Origin of the sequence: Citromicrobium sp. JLT1363 (genome assembly GCF_000186705.1) — a bacterium.
In the GTDB taxonomy this organism is placed as follows: Bacteria; Pseudomonadota; Alphaproteobacteria; order Sphingomonadales; family Sphingomonadaceae; genus Alteriqipengyuania.
In genome coordinates this window covers 346,348-358,871 of record NZ_AEUE01000001.1, presented here as the reverse complement: position 1 = coordinate 358,871, position 12,524 = coordinate 346,348, and the positions used below count along the sequence as shown (strand labels likewise).

14 protein-coding genes are annotated in these 12,524 nt (G+C 65.5%); 12 read left to right on the top strand and 2 right to left on the bottom strand.

The annotated features are described in order from the left end of the window. Positions 1 to 186: 186 nt before the first annotated feature. The 12 genes from ADAD_RS0101665 to mmsB all read left to right on the top strand — a co-directional run bounded on the left by ADAD_RS0101665 (position 187) and on the right by mmsB (position 10,974). A complete protein-coding gene (locus ADAD_RS0101665) occupies positions 187 to 1,413 on the top strand; it encodes a DUF819 family protein (RefSeq protein WP_010408585.1) in 1,227 nt (408 codons plus the stop codon). Positions 1,414 to 1,516: 103 nt separating this feature from the next. Then, on the top strand, positions 1,517 to 3,022 hold the full coding sequence (locus ADAD_RS0101660) for a CoA-acylating methylmalonate-semialdehyde dehydrogenase (RefSeq protein ID WP_010408583.1): 1,506 nt from the start codon (positions 1,517 to 1,519) through the stop codon (positions 3,020 to 3,022). A 28-nt stretch (positions 3,023 to 3,050) separates the two neighbouring features. Continuing rightward, positions 3,051 to 3,590 (top strand): hypothetical protein, encoded by a 540-nt coding sequence (locus ADAD_RS0101655; protein WP_033193124.1) that lies wholly within the window; start codon positions 3,051 to 3,053, stop codon positions 3,588 to 3,590. Positions 3,591 to 3,694: 104 nt separating this feature from the next. After that, complete coding sequence (locus ADAD_RS0101650) at positions 3,695 to 4,618, top strand: polysaccharide deacetylase family protein (RefSeq protein ID WP_010408579.1); 924 nt, start codon at positions 3,695 to 3,697, stop codon at positions 4,616 to 4,618. Between the two features lie 171 nt (positions 4,619 to 4,789). Beyond that, positions 4,790 to 5,596 carry a hypothetical protein gene (locus tag ADAD_RS0101645; protein WP_010408577.1) on the top strand — a complete coding sequence of 269 codons (807 nt, stop codon included), beginning with the start codon at positions 4,790 to 4,792 and terminating at the stop codon, positions 5,594 to 5,596. Positions 5,597 to 5,719: 123 nt separating this feature from the next. Then, positions 5,720 to 6,289: a hypothetical protein gene (locus tag ADAD_RS0101640; protein WP_010408575.1), complete on the top strand. Its 570-nt coding sequence runs from the start codon at positions 5,720 to 5,722 to the stop codon at positions 6,287 to 6,289. Positions 6,290 to 6,368: 79 nt separating this feature from the next. Continuing rightward, positions 6,369 to 7,514 (top strand): acyl-CoA dehydrogenase family protein, encoded by a 1,146-nt coding sequence (locus ADAD_RS0101635; protein WP_010408573.1) that lies wholly within the window; start codon positions 6,369 to 6,371, stop codon positions 7,512 to 7,514. After that, positions 7,511 to 7,900, top strand: coding sequence for a VOC family protein (locus ADAD_RS0101630; RefSeq protein WP_029139823.1), 390 nt, complete (start codon positions 7,511 to 7,513; stop codon positions 7,898 to 7,900). The genes ADAD_RS0101635 and ADAD_RS0101630 overlap by 4 nt, the downstream gene beginning before the upstream one ends. Next, a complete protein-coding gene (locus tag ADAD_RS0101625) occupies positions 7,897 to 8,946 on the top strand; it encodes an enoyl-CoA hydratase/isomerase family protein (RefSeq protein WP_010408570.1) in 1,050 nt (349 codons plus the stop codon). The genes ADAD_RS0101630 and ADAD_RS0101625 overlap by 4 nt, the downstream gene beginning before the upstream one ends. A 122-nt stretch (positions 8,947 to 9,068) precedes the next feature. Beyond that, positions 9,069 to 9,851, top strand: a complete 783-nt coding sequence (locus tag ADAD_RS0101620) for an enoyl-CoA hydratase-related protein (RefSeq protein ID WP_010408568.1) — start codon at positions 9,069 to 9,071, stop codon at positions 9,849 to 9,851. Beyond that, a complete protein-coding gene (locus tag ADAD_RS0101615) occupies positions 9,836 to 10,105 on the top strand; it encodes a hypothetical protein (protein WP_010408566.1) in 270 nt (89 codons plus the stop codon). The genes ADAD_RS0101620 and ADAD_RS0101615 overlap by 16 nt, the downstream gene beginning before the upstream one ends. Next, positions 10,102 to 10,974 (top strand): 3-hydroxyisobutyrate dehydrogenase, encoded by an 873-nt coding sequence (gene mmsB, locus ADAD_RS0101610; protein WP_010408564.1) that lies wholly within the window; start codon positions 10,102 to 10,104, stop codon positions 10,972 to 10,974. Before ADAD_RS0101615 ends, mmsB begins: the two co-directional genes overlap by 4 nt. A gap of 93 nt (positions 10,975 to 11,067) precedes the next feature. On the opposite strand, the gene ADAD_RS0101605 is transcribed toward mmsB, so the two are convergent. Beyond that, a complete protein-coding gene (locus ADAD_RS0101605; RefSeq protein ID WP_010408562.1) occupies positions 11,068 to 11,799 on the bottom strand; it encodes a hypothetical protein in 732 nt (243 codons plus the stop codon). 19 nt (positions 11,800 to 11,818) lie between these two features. Continuing rightward, a complete protein-coding gene (locus ADAD_RS0101600) occupies positions 11,819 to 12,511 on the bottom strand; it encodes a hypothetical protein (RefSeq protein ID WP_010408558.1) in 693 nt (230 codons plus the stop codon). Between the last annotated feature and the right edge of the window lie 13 nt (positions 12,512 to 12,524).

The window sequence follows — 12,524 nt, the reverse complement described above, 5'->3', positions numbered from 1 at the left end:
GGGCCGCCCATCCGGCCGACAATGCTGAATCGGCATGGGTCCGGAAGGCAATCTCGAACCCTCGACTCGCTCCATTGAAAACCCGCATGCAGATGATTGCACCTTCGCCAATTGATCGGCAGGAATGCCCCAGCGGCCGGACGCATCGTCCCAGGCCACCCCCTTCCGCCGGAGAGACCCGCCCACATGATCCACAGCGACACCATCATCTTCGGCATTCTCGCCGCGATCCTCGGCATCCTGTTCTTCCTGCGCCAGCGCGGGGGTGTGTGGGACAAGGTCTTCACCTTCGTCCCGATCATCCTGCTCGCCTACCTGATCCCCTCGCTGATGGTCAGCTTCGGGGTGATCGACGCCAGCGAATCCAACCTGTGGACGATCGCCAAGGACTACTTCCTCACCGCCGCGCTGGTGCTGCTGACGCTCAGCATCGATCTTCGCGGCATCCTGGGCCTGGGCCCCAAGGCGCTGATCATGTTCTTCACCGCCACGCTCGGCATCATTATCGGCGGGCCGATCGCGCTGTGGATCGTCGCGCAGTTCGAACCCTCGATCATCGCGGGCCAGGGCGCGGACGCGGCCTGGCGCGGTTTCGCCACGCTGGCAGGCAGCTGGATCGGCGGCGGTGCGAACCAGACCGCGATGCTGGAGGTCTACGGCTATAATATCGAACAATATGGCGCGATGGTCGCGGTGGATATCGTGGTCGCCAATATCTGGATGGCGTTCCTGCTTTATGGCGCAGGGATGCACGAACGGATCGACCGCTGGCTGGGTGCGGATGCAAGCGCCATTGCCCGCCTGCGCGATTCGATGGCCGATTACAGTGCGCAGGTGGAAAAGGTGCCGAGCGCGAACGAGCTGATCGTGCTGACCGGCTTCACCTTCGGCGCGGTCGCCTTCGCGCACTGGAGCGCGGGCTGGCTGTCTTACTACTTCACGTCCGCGCTGGGCGCAGAAGCCGTGCTGGCGAGCGAGTTCTTCTGGGTGGTCGTGATGGCGACCACCATCGGGCTTGCCGCAAGCTTCACCAAGGCGCGCGAACTGGAAGGCATCGGCGCCTCCAAGATCGGCACCGTATTCATCTTCCTGCTGGTCGCGGTGATCGGGACCAAGATGGATATCTTCCAGCTGGGCGATGCCCCGCTGTTCATGGCGGTGGGCCTGATCTGGATGACCATCCATTCGGTGCTGCTGCTGACCGTCGCAAAGATCGTGAAGGCACCCTTCTTCTTCGTGGCCGTGGGCAGCAAGGCGAATGTCGGCGGAGCGGCCAGCGCGCCGGTGGTGGCGGGCGCGTTCCACCCCGCCCTCGCCCCTGTGGGCGTGCTGCTGGCGGTGCTGGGCTATGCGCTGGGCACCTATGGCGCGATCCTGTGTGCGGAGATGATGCGCGCGGTCAGCGGGGGGTGAACCGGGTATCCGGAAACGCCTCGCCTTTCCGTCAGTTGATTGACGAGCCCTCCGGCGCTAGCGCGCAGGGCAAGAAAACATCACGCGGAGAGAGTTCCCCCACATGCGCCAGATAGACCATCATCTCGCCACCGGCGTTGCCGCCGGCGAAGCCACTCGCACCCACAAGGTGTGGAACCCCTCGACCGGCGAAGTGCAGGCCGAGGTCGCGCTGGGCGATGCCGCGCTGCTCGAACGCGCAGTCGCCAAGGCGAAGGAAGTGCAGCCCGAATGGGCCGCGACCAACCCGCAGCGCCGGGCGCGCGTGATGTTCGAATTCAAGCGGCTGGTCGAAGCGAACAAGCAGGAACTGGCCGAGCTTCTCTCGAGCGAGCACGGCAAGGTGGTCGACGATGCGCATGGCGACGTGCAGCGCGGGCTCGAAGTGATCGAATATGCCTGCGGCATCCCGCAGGCGCTCAAGGGTGAGTACACGCAGGGCGCGGGCCCCGGCATCGACGTCTATTCGATGCGCCAGCCGCTCGGCATCGGGGCGGGGATTACTCCGTTCAACTTCCCGGCGATGATCCCGATGTGGATGTTCGGCATGGCCATCGCGGCGGGCAATGCCTTCATCCTCAAGCCCTCCGAACGCGACCCGAGCGTGCCGATCCGTCTCGCGCAGCTGTTCGTCGAAGCGGGCGCGCCCGAGGGGCTGCTGCAGGTGGTCAACGGCGACAAGGAAATGGTCGATGCAATCATCGACCATCCGGATATCCCCGCGATCAGCTTCGTCGGCTCGTCCGACATCGCGCAATATATCTATTCGCACGGCACCGCGAACGGCAAGCGCGTGCAGGCTTTCGGCGGCGCGAAGAACCACGGCATCGTGATGCCCGACGCCGATCTGGACCAGGTAGTGAACGATCTGGCGGGCGCGGCCTTCGGTTCGGCGGGCGAGCGCTGCATGGCGCTGCCCGTGGTGGTGCCGGTGGGCGAGGATACGGCGAAGCGCCTGCGCGAAAAGCTGATCCCCGCGATCAACGCCCTGCGCGTCGGCGTCTCCAACGATTCCGAAGCGCACTACGGCCCGGTCGTGACGCCCGAGCACAAGCAGCGCATCGAACAATGGATCGACACGGCCGAGAAGGAAGGCGCCGAGGTCGTCATCGACGGGCGCGGGTTCACGCTGCAGGGGCACGAGAAAGGCTTCTTCGTCGGCCCGACCCTGCTCGACAATGTCACCACCGACATGGAAAGCTACAAGGAAGAGATCTTCGGCCCCGTCCTCCAGATCGTGCGCGCGAAGGACTTCGAGGAAGCCGTCAAGCTTCCGAGCGAGCACCAGTATGGCAACGGCGTCGCCATCTTCACTCGCAACGGCCACGCCGCGCGCGAATTCGCGCACCGGGTGAACGTGGGCATGGTCGGCATCAACGTGCCCATCCCCGTGCCCGTCAGCTACCACAGCTTCGGCGGCTGGAAGCGTTCGGGCTTCGGCGACATCGACCAGTACGGCCAGGAAGGCCTGCGCTTCTGGACCAAGTCCAAGAAGGTCACGCAGCGCTGGCCCGATGGCACGGCGGATGCGGACAACAAGGACGCCTTTGTCATCCCGACCATGGGATAAAACCGGGTTGCGGCGCATTGGGATGGACATGAACACACTCGCCCCCCTTTGCGCCGCGCTTCCGCTGGCCCTGCTCGCCAGCGCCTGTACGCCCGCGCCGGATGAGCCGACCGAACCGGCCCCTACCGAAACCGCGATCCCCGTCGAACCCGATGGCGGGATCGGCGATGGAGCCGGCCCGCCCATCGGTTACGATGGGGGAGAGGCGGAGGAGCCTTCCGCCTTCGCGCAGACCTTCCCCGTGGCGATCCGCGGGAAATGGCGCGCGACCGATGGCGATGCCGTCACGCGCGAAGAATGCGACGGCTATGAGAGCGCGAACATTGGCAAGGTGCTCACGGTGCGCGAGGACAGCTATTCCTTCTTCGAAACGGGCGGCCGCTTCATCTCCGTCTCGGCCCGCGAACCGGGCCACATCCGCGCGCTGTTCGACACCACCTATGCCGACGAACCCACGCGCGACGAGCTGGAATTCCGGGTCGATCCCGTGGCCAAAACGCTGACGGTCGAAAACTTCGACGCAGGCGAGCGCGGCACCGTGACCTACCGCCGCTGCCCGAGCGGTTAAGCGCCAGGACGTTTCGGCTTCGCGGCACGTTGCCGGCAGCAGCCTTCTCCCCAGCAGGCAATCGCATTAGCCCTCCCCCTTGTATCGGGTCTGGAGGGACTGGAATGATGAGCTTCTTTCATGTGGCGGTGCTGGCCATCGCGGCGCTTTTCGCCACGGCCACCGTCAGCGCGCAAGAGACGCCCGGGGGCGAAAAGCGCGTAGCGATCACCTTCGACGATGTTCCGCGCGCGCCCGGCCCCTGGCTGGAGGAAGACGATCGCACGCTCCTGCTGCTCGCCAATCTCGAACGCGCGGGCGTCGATCAGGCCGCCTTCTTCCTCAACCCGGGCCGGATCACGCAGCGCGAGGGCGCGAAAGATCGCATCGCTGCCTATGTCGCGGCAGGCCACGTCATTGCCAATCACACTGCCACCCATCCGCGTCTCTCGCAGGTCGGACTGGAGGCCTATCTTGCCGATCTGGACGCGGCGGAGAGCTGGCTGCGCGGGCAGGACGGCTATCGCCCCTGGTTCCGCTACCCGTATCTGGACGAAGGCAGCCGCGACAAGCCGAAGCGCGATGCCATGCGCGCCGCGCTGGCCGAACGCGGTCTGCTCAACGCCTATGCGACGATCGATGCGAGCGACTGGTTCTACGAAGCTGCGGCCAAGAAGGCGGTGGCGGCGGGCACCCCGGTCGACCGTGACGCGCTGCGCGACCTCTATGTGGAGGCCCATGTCGAGGCCGCCGAATTCTACGAGGGTATCGCGCGGCAGGCATGGGGCCGCTCGCCCGTCCATGTCCTGCTGCTGCACGAAACGGACATCGCGGCCATGTGGATCGACGATCTGGTGCGGGCGCTGCGCGCGAAAGGGTGGACCATCGTGAGCGCGGACGAAGCTTTCGCCGATCCCATCGCGGCGGACGCGGCCACCTACGATACGCCCTTTGCGCAAGGTACGCTGACAGAGCAGGTGGCATGGCAAGAAGGTGTGCCCGCCCCGCGGTGGTATCGCGGCAACAACACCGATCTCGCGCAGGAATGATTCGACGCCCGCGTACTGGGAAGGTCCGCCAACAACGCAGACTGAACCGGTGGCGTCGCGCGCAAGCGCGGGTGCCCGCCGGGTTTTGTGAATTCCGGCCTTTCTTGCTAGCCTGCCGTGAGGATCGGGCTGACGGTCAGTAGGCCGCAGCCTGCACAAGAGGGGGAAATCATGCGGAAGATCTTCGCCATCGCGTCGGCAACCCTGCTTGCGCTCGCCGGTTGCGGCGCATCTGCCAGCGATACCGAAGCAGCCGAAACCGGGGACGCTGGCAAAGCGCAGGCCCCGGCCCAGGGTGAACAGACGAGCGATGCGAAGGGGGACGAACCCTCCGTTTCCATTCCGGCGGACTTCCGCGGATCGTGGGACATGCGCGCGTCCGACAGCTGCACGCCTGGCGAGCCTCGCTATGTGGTCGGCGAAAACTGGACCAGCGCCTGGGATGGCGAGCGCAACCGCGTGGTCGACGTGAGGATCATCAACGCCAATACGGTGGAGCTGCTGGGCGAACCCGATCCGAACGCGCCCGATGCGGACCAGCGCTTCGGCCTTGCGCTGAACGGCAACGGGAATGGCATGACCCTGTTCGCCCCGCAGATGTCCTCAACCAACTTCGTGCGATGCGACGGTGAAAGCGCAACCGCCGCCCGCCCGGATCAGGCGGCGCTCAACACCATCCCGGCACGCTATCGAGGGACCTGGGGCGGGGAAGGCGATCACATGGCCTGCGCCCGAGAAAACTCCGGGCAGGATATGACGATCACCGCGAACCGCATCGTCTACTACGGGTCCGGACGGGTCGAAATCTCCAGCGTTCGCCGGGTCAGCGCGAACACGATCGCGGTTGAAGGCCGGTATGTCGAAAACGGTAAACCGACCACCGAACCCGTAAGCCACGAGATCGAGCTTTCGGACGACGGCGAGCGCCTGAGCGAGCTCTTCGATGGGATGGAGCCGTTCGACTACAACCGGTGCTGACGCCCACGCCGCCCGGACAGGCCTATCGCTAACTCGGGCGGATTGCGGTAGAAGGTCCGTATCGCGCGGTTCGGGACAGGGAGACGGCGCATGAGAATCACGGCTGTAACTGTGCTGGCATGCATGAGCCTGTTGAGCGCATGCGATACCCAGGCGCCCGCGCCGTCTGCCCAGCAGACGACGGCCGCGATCGACGGCGAGGAAATCGACATCGCCGCGAGCGAGATGACGCCTGCGCCTTCTCCGACCGAAGCCGCGGATGGCGCCACTCCCGCCGCGCCCGAGGACGGCGAGAGCCCGGCGCCCGAGCCCACGCTGTACAACCTGCCCGACGTTCCGGCGGGCGACGTGGCAGAGGATCGCGCCGCGCTCACCGCGATCCCGGCACGCTTTCTCGGCCAGTGGGATGCCCCCGACGGCCCGTGCTCGCCCGAATCGGAGATGTTCATGACCATCCGGCCGGGCACGATCACCTTCTACGAATCGCAGGGCGAGGTCACCGCCGTGCGACGCGGGCGGCCCGGCATCGTTCTGAGCCTGGCCATGGAAGGCGAAGGCGAAAGCTGGACCAGTCAGTACGCCATGAACCTGGGCGAGAATCGCGAGCAGCTTGCAGTGCGCGAAGTCTCGCAATCGGGCCCGGGCACGACGCGCCGCCGCTGCCCTGCGGAACGGACCGACCCTTCGTCCTGACCCGGCCCGGGCAGGGTTCGCCCCTGCGCTCTCGCGCGCCCCCTTTTCTTGCCCGGCTGGCGGGGCTAGGCCGCAGGCCATGACCGGACAATTTCAGCTCTCAGAAGACCAGCTCGCGATCCAGGACATGGCGCAGCGGTTCACCGCCGACAACATCACGCCTCACGCGGGCAAGTGGGACGAGGAGAAGATCTTCCCCGTCGACACGATCAAGCAGACCGCCGAACTCGGCTTCGGCGCGATCTACGTGTCCGAGGAATCGGGCGGGATCGGCCTCGGCCGCCTTGAAGCTGCGCTGATCATGGAGGCAATGGCCTATGGCTGCCCCACCACCAGCGCGTTCATCTCAATCCACAACATGGCCAGCTGGATGATCGACCGCTTCGGCGGGGCGGGCGTGAAGGAGAAGTACCTTCCCCAGCTGGTGACGATGGAAAAGCTTGCTTCCTACTGCCTCACCGAACCGGGCAGCGGGTCGGACGCGGCGGGGCTGAAGACGCAGGCGGTGCTCGATGGCGACCACTATGTGCTCAACGGCACCAAGCAGTTCATCTCGGGCGGCGGCGTGAACGACGTCTACGTCACGATGGTCCGCACGGGCGATCACAAGACCAAGGGCATCACCTGCCTGGTGGTCGACAAGGATACGCCCGGCGTCAGCTTCGGCGCGCCCGAGAAGAAGCTCGGCTGGAATGCCAGCCCGACCGCGCAGGTCATCTTCGAGGATGCGCGCGTGCCGGTGGAGAACCGGGTGGGCGACGAAGGCGAAGGCTTCCGCTTCGCGATGATGGGTCTCGACGGCGGGCGGCTGAACATCGGCGCCTGCTCGCTCGGCGGGGCGCAGCGCTGCCTCGACGAGGCGGTGAAATACACCAAGGAACGCCAGCAGTTCGATCAGCAGATTGCCGACTTCCAGAACACGCAGTTCATGCTCGCCGACATGGCGACCGATCTGGAGGCGGCGCGCGCGCTGCTCTATCTCGCGGCGGCGAAAGTCACCGACAACGCGCCCGACAAGTCGCGCTTCTCCGCGATGGCCAAGCGACTGGCGACCGACAATGGCAGCAAGGTCGTCAACGACGCGCTGCAGCTGTTCGGCGGCTACGGCTATCTCAAGGACTACCCGATCGAACGCTACTGGCGCGACCTGCGCGTGCACTCGATCCTCGAAGGCACCAACCAGGTGATGCGGATGATCGTGGGCCGGGATCTGCTGCGGCAGTGACCGGCCTTGCCATGACCACCTTCCTCGTCCCCGATTACGACGAGGCGATCGCTTTCTTCCGTGACGCGCTCGATTTCGCGGTCGAGGAAGACAGCGATCTGGGCGGCGGCAAGCGCTGGGTGGTGGTAGCAGGGGCAAGCGGCGGGAAACTGTTGCTCGCGCGCGCCGCAAACGACGAACAGACTGCGGCGATCGGCCATCAGGCAGGCGGGCGCGTCGGCTGGTTCCTCCAGTCCGATGACTTCGCGACCGACCATCGTCGCATGGCGCAATGGGGCGTCGAATTCACCGAAGCACCGCGCGAAGAGACCTATGGCACCGTCGCGGTTTTCAACGATCCGTGGGGCAACCGCTGGGATCTCATCGAACACAAGGACGCGGCATGACCGACCAGCTCAACATCCACGCCCACCAGAACGTGGGCCATATCTCATTGAACCGCCCCAAGGCGATCCATGCGCTGACCACCGAGATGTGCGTCGCGATGGCCGAGGCGCTGACCGAGTGGGCCAGCCACGATGGCATCGCTGCGGTGATGATCGACCATGCCGAAGGGCGCGGGTTTTGCGCGGGCGGCGATATCGCCATGCTGCGCAACTCGGCGCTGAATGACGAGGGTAAGACGGGCCGCGAATTCTTCCACGCCGAGTACCAGCTCAACCACCAGCTGTTCACTTACAAGAAGCCGGTGGTCGCCTTCATGGATGGGATCACGATGGGCGGCGGGGTCGGCATCAGTCAGCCCGCGAGCTACCGCGTCGCGACCGAGAACACGAAGTTCGCCATGCCCGAGACGGGGATCGGCCTGTTTCCCGATGTCGGCGGCGGCTGGTATCTCAGCCGCCTGCCGGGCCAGACGGGCAAGTTCCTCGCGCTGACCGGCGCGCGGCTCGACGGGGCGGAGTGCCACGCCATCGGCCTCGCCACGCACTACATCGCGAGCGAGAAGCTGGCGCGCGTGAAGGCCGCGATCATCGACGATCCGGCCAATATCCAGGCGATCCTCGACGAGGCATCAGAAACGCCGCCCGAGGCGCGCATCCTCGCCAACCGCGAGAATATCGACCGGCTGTTCGCAGGCCGCACGCTGGAGGAGATCCTCGCCGCGCTCGAGGCCGACGATTCCGAGTGGGCCGCGAAGGAACTCAAGACGCTGCGCACCAAGAGCCCGCAGAGCTGCAAGGTCGCGCTGCGCCAGCTGGCGGACAGCCTGACGCTGGGCAGCTTCGCCGACGAGATGCGGATGGAATACCGCATCGGCAGCCGCGTGCTCGTCAGCCACGATTTCGCGGAAGGCGTCCGCGCGGTGATCGTCGACAAGACCGGCGACCCGCAGTGGAACCCCGCCACGCCCGAAGGCGTAACCGACGAACAGATCGAGGCGATCTTCGCCGTCCTGCCCGAGGGCGAGGAGTGGACGCCGCTGAGCTGATCCTTTGGCAAGACCGTCATGCTGAACTCGTTTCAGCATCCAGCCCGCCTCTCGGGCAGACGGTACGGATCGAAGACTGGACCCTGAAACAAGTTCAGGGTGACGAATTTGAGGAGCCCTGAATGGCCTACGAAACCATCACCACGCAGACCGACGGTGCCGTCACCACCATCACGCTCAACCGCCCGCAGGCGCTCAATGCGCTCTCCAGCGTGGTGCTCGACGAGCTGATCGAGGCTTTCGCCGCCTACCAGAACGACGACAGCCAGCTGTGCGCGATCCTGACCGGATCGGGCGACAAGGCCTTCGCAGCAGGCGCGGACATCAAGGAAATGAGCGAGAAGGACGCGGCGGATTTCTATCTGCAGGACTTCTTCGCCAAGTGGACCAGCCACATCGTCGAGGCGGTGCGCAAGCCGTGGATCGCGGCGGTCAACGGCTTCGCGCTGGGCGGCGGGTGCGAGCTTGCGATGATGGCCGACTTCATCATTGCGAGCGACAAGGCGAAGTTCGGCCAGCCCGAAATCAAGCTGGGCGTCGCGCCGGGCATGGGCGGATCGCAGCGGCTCACCCGCGCGGTCGGCAAGGCCAAGGCGATGGAAATGTGCCTGACCGGCCGGATGATGGACGCCGAGGAAGCCGAGCGCAGCGGCCTCGTCGCGCGCGTCGTGCCGCATGACACGCTGATGGACGAGGCGCGCACCACCGCCGCAACGATCGCCGGGATGCCGCCGATGGCCGCGATGGTGAACAAGGAAATGGTCAACGCCGCCTACGAGACCTTCCTCGGCCAGGGCGTGCTCCACGAACGCCGCCTGTTCCAGATCCTCACCGCGACCGAGGACAAGTCCGAGGGCATGAAAGCCTTCATCGAAAAGAGGGATGGTGAATGGAAGGGGCGGTAATCTTTGGACTGGTCTTATTGATTGGCGGTCTGTTCTTCCTCTGGATGGCCTCACGGCTCTGGAAGTATCGAGATGGTGGTTCGATCAGCGTCGCTGAAGCTGCGATACTGAAGGTCGCGGGGGAGGAGCCAGAACCCCGCACAGCCTTCGACAAATGGCTCCATTATTTTCAGTTGGTCATGTCGCTACTCTTCGGAGTGCTGCTGACTAGCTTCAGTGTATACGGTCTCCTCGAAGAAGCAGGTGCAATATGAAAATCGCCTTTATCGGCCTCGGCAACATGGGCGGCGGGATGGCCGCGAACCTGGTCAAGAACGGCCACGAAGTGCGCGCGTTCGACCTGTCCGAAGACGCGCTCGCCAAGGCCAAGAGCAATGGCTGCGAGACCTTCACCGACGCGAAGGAAGCGGTGCAGGGCGTCGATGCGGTGGTCTCGATGCTGCCCAATGGGGCAATCGTGAAGTCGGTCTATTCGGACGCCGTGATCGGCCACGCGCCCGAAGGTGCCGCGCTGCTCGACTGCTCGACCATCGACGTCGCCACAGCCAAGGAAGTGAGCGAGATGGCCACCGCCAAGGGCTACAAGATGGTCGATGCGCCGGTCAGCGGCGGGATCGCGGCGGCGGACGGCGGCACGCTGACCTTCATGGTTGGCGGCAGCGAAGAGGCCTTCGCGGCGGCCAAGCCGATCCTCGAAGGCATGGGCAAGGCGGTGATCCACGCGGGCGACGCGGGCGCGGGCCAGACCGCGAAGATCTGCAACAACATGCTGCTCGCGATCAGCATGATCGGCGTCGCCGAAGCGATGCAGATGGCGAAGAAGCTGGGCCTCGATCCGCAGAAGTTTTACGAGATTTCGTCGCAGTCGAGCGGCTATTGCTGGTCGCTCAACGCCTATACCCCGCTCCCGGGCGTCGGCGTCGAAAGCCCCGCCGACCGCGACTACCAGGGCGGCTTCGCGACCGCGCTGATGCTCAAGGACCTGCGCCTCGCGATGGCGGCCGCGGAAGAGGTCGACGCGGGCGTTCCGCTGGGCGCACGCGCGGCGAGCCTGTACGAGGATTTCGCGGGCGCGGGCAATGACGGCCTCGATTTCTCGGCGATCATCAAGACGTACAAGTAGCACTTCCTCGTCATTGCGAGCGGAGCGAAGCAATCCAGGGGCCCTCACGCACACTCTGGATTGCCGCGCGGCTCCGCCGCTCGCAATGACGAACTATGCGTGGATCTGCGCGATCACCCGCGCGAGCCATTCGCGCGGGGCTTTGCGCCTGCCCACATCCGCAACGAATTCCTGCCCGCGGCTGACCGCGATCAGACGTCCGCGCTCGGCCCAGCGCCAATCGGCATCATGAAACGAAAGGTCGCCGCGCCGCAGCCACTTCGGCCGCACCCACCGGCTGAGCGCTTCACCCGGCGCAGTCAGTCGCAGCGCGTCGGACGCCCTGCCCGCCATGCGCCCCGGCCCGACATAGAGCGTATCGTTCGCCCCATGCAGGCCCAGCGCATGCGGATGACCGAGCGCGGCGTATTCGGAGCGCATCGCTTCGTCGCATCTGGTCAGGTCGATCACCTGCTCGACCTCGCAATACCCGAAAATGCGATGATGCGGCCCCTGCCCCTCGCCCGCAAAACGCCCGAAGAACACGAACACATCGGCCCGCCGCACGCCATTGTTGGCAAGGTGCGTTTGCGCCGAGCCGACCTGCCCGAAGATACAGCGACCGTCGGGGGTAAACATCGGATCGTGGTGGCAGAGACTGTCCGTACCATAGGCACCCCTGCTCGCCTGTGCGACATGCTCGGCCAGGCCCAGATCGCCGTAGGTCGTGCGCGCGATCCCCTTGGTGTCGGGGATTGGCAGCGAAACCGGAACGCGGTCCACGATGGGCGAGGATCCCCCGCCCGATCCGCTGTCGAACCCCTTGCGGCTGAAGATTATCCGCACATTGTCTTTCCGTTTCCGGTCAGTAGGTGCCGTCGTCGAAAAAGCCCTGCCAGAAGACGTAGGCCGTCTTGCCCTCCACCTCGCGCACCATGCTGACCTGACCGTGCCAGTCGAAGCGATTCCCGACTCCGGCCGGGTGGAGATCGGCCGGCGTCCGGTTAAGCACCTTCGGCGAGCCATCCGGGTTCACCTCGATCCCGAGTTCCGCGAGCTTCGCCGCGACGACGGGCACGGGCTGCGCGAAGTACATCATCGTTAGATTCGGCCTTGGCGTGAAGGCTTCGGGCCATGTGTCCGTCCCTAGGCCGAGAACCTGCAGACCTTCCCACTGACCTTCGAAATCCAGTCGCACCTTCCACAGGCCGTCTGCGCCCTCGGGCGGGATGATCCGCGACGTGACAGTGGACTCCGTGGTCGGCACCGGGCGCGGGCCAGTCGAGACCAGCGCCGTGCCATCCTCGCTGCGTTTGAAGGAATAGTCGAGCAGCATGCGCGCATCCATGGTCATGGGCGCGAGTACATGGTTCTCGTCCGCGTCGAAAAGGCCCGAAAGGTCCGGACCGCGCAGCGGTTCGGGTTCGGCTGCCTCCGGCGAGGCGGCGGCCTGCGTGGCGGAGGCTGCTTCACCTGCCGAGGGGACATCATCCGCCGATGCCTCTCCGCAGCCACTCACCAGAATGGCCGCAGCCACGATCCCGATCGCAAAACGCATAATGTCTGACCTC

Bases quoted from the DNA above. Each gene is read 5' to 3' on its own strand.
- ADAD_RS0101665 (WP_010408585.1), top strand. From the start codon at position 187: ATGATCCACAGCGACACCATCATCTTCGGCATTCTCGCCGCGATCCTC.
- ADAD_RS0101660 (WP_010408583.1), top strand. From the start codon at position 1,517: ATGCGCCAGATAGACCATCATCTCGCCACCGGCGTTGCCGCCGGCGAA.
- ADAD_RS0101655 (WP_033193124.1), top strand. From the start codon at position 3,051: ATGAACACACTCGCCCCCCTTTGCGCCGCGCTTCCGCTGGCCCTGCTC.
- ADAD_RS0101650 (WP_010408579.1), top strand. From the start codon at position 3,695: ATGATGAGCTTCTTTCATGTGGCGGTGCTGGCCATCGCGGCGCTTTTC.
- ADAD_RS0101645 (WP_010408577.1), top strand. From the start codon at position 4,790: ATGCGGAAGATCTTCGCCATCGCGTCGGCAACCCTGCTTGCGCTCGCC.
- ADAD_RS0101640 (WP_010408575.1), top strand. From the start codon at position 5,720: ATGAGCCTGTTGAGCGCATGCGATACCCAGGCGCCCGCGCCGTCTGCC.
- ADAD_RS0101635 (WP_010408573.1), top strand. From the start codon at position 6,369: ATGACCGGACAATTTCAGCTCTCAGAAGACCAGCTCGCGATCCAGGAC.
- ADAD_RS0101625 (WP_010408570.1), top strand. From the start codon at position 7,897: ATGACCGACCAGCTCAACATCCACGCCCACCAGAACGTGGGCCATATC.
- ADAD_RS0101620 (WP_010408568.1), top strand. From the start codon at position 9,069: ATGGCCTACGAAACCATCACCACGCAGACCGACGGTGCCGTCACCACC.
- ADAD_RS0101615 (WP_010408566.1), top strand. From the start codon at position 9,836: ATGGAAGGGGCGGTAATCTTTGGACTGGTCTTATTGATTGGCGGTCTG.
- mmsB (WP_010408564.1), top strand. From the start codon at position 10,102: ATGAAAATCGCCTTTATCGGCCTCGGCAACATGGGCGGCGGGATGGCC.
- ADAD_RS0101600 (WP_010408558.1), bottom strand. From the start codon at position 12,511: ATGCGTTTTGCGATCGGGATCGTGGCTGCGGCCATTCTGGTGAGTGGC.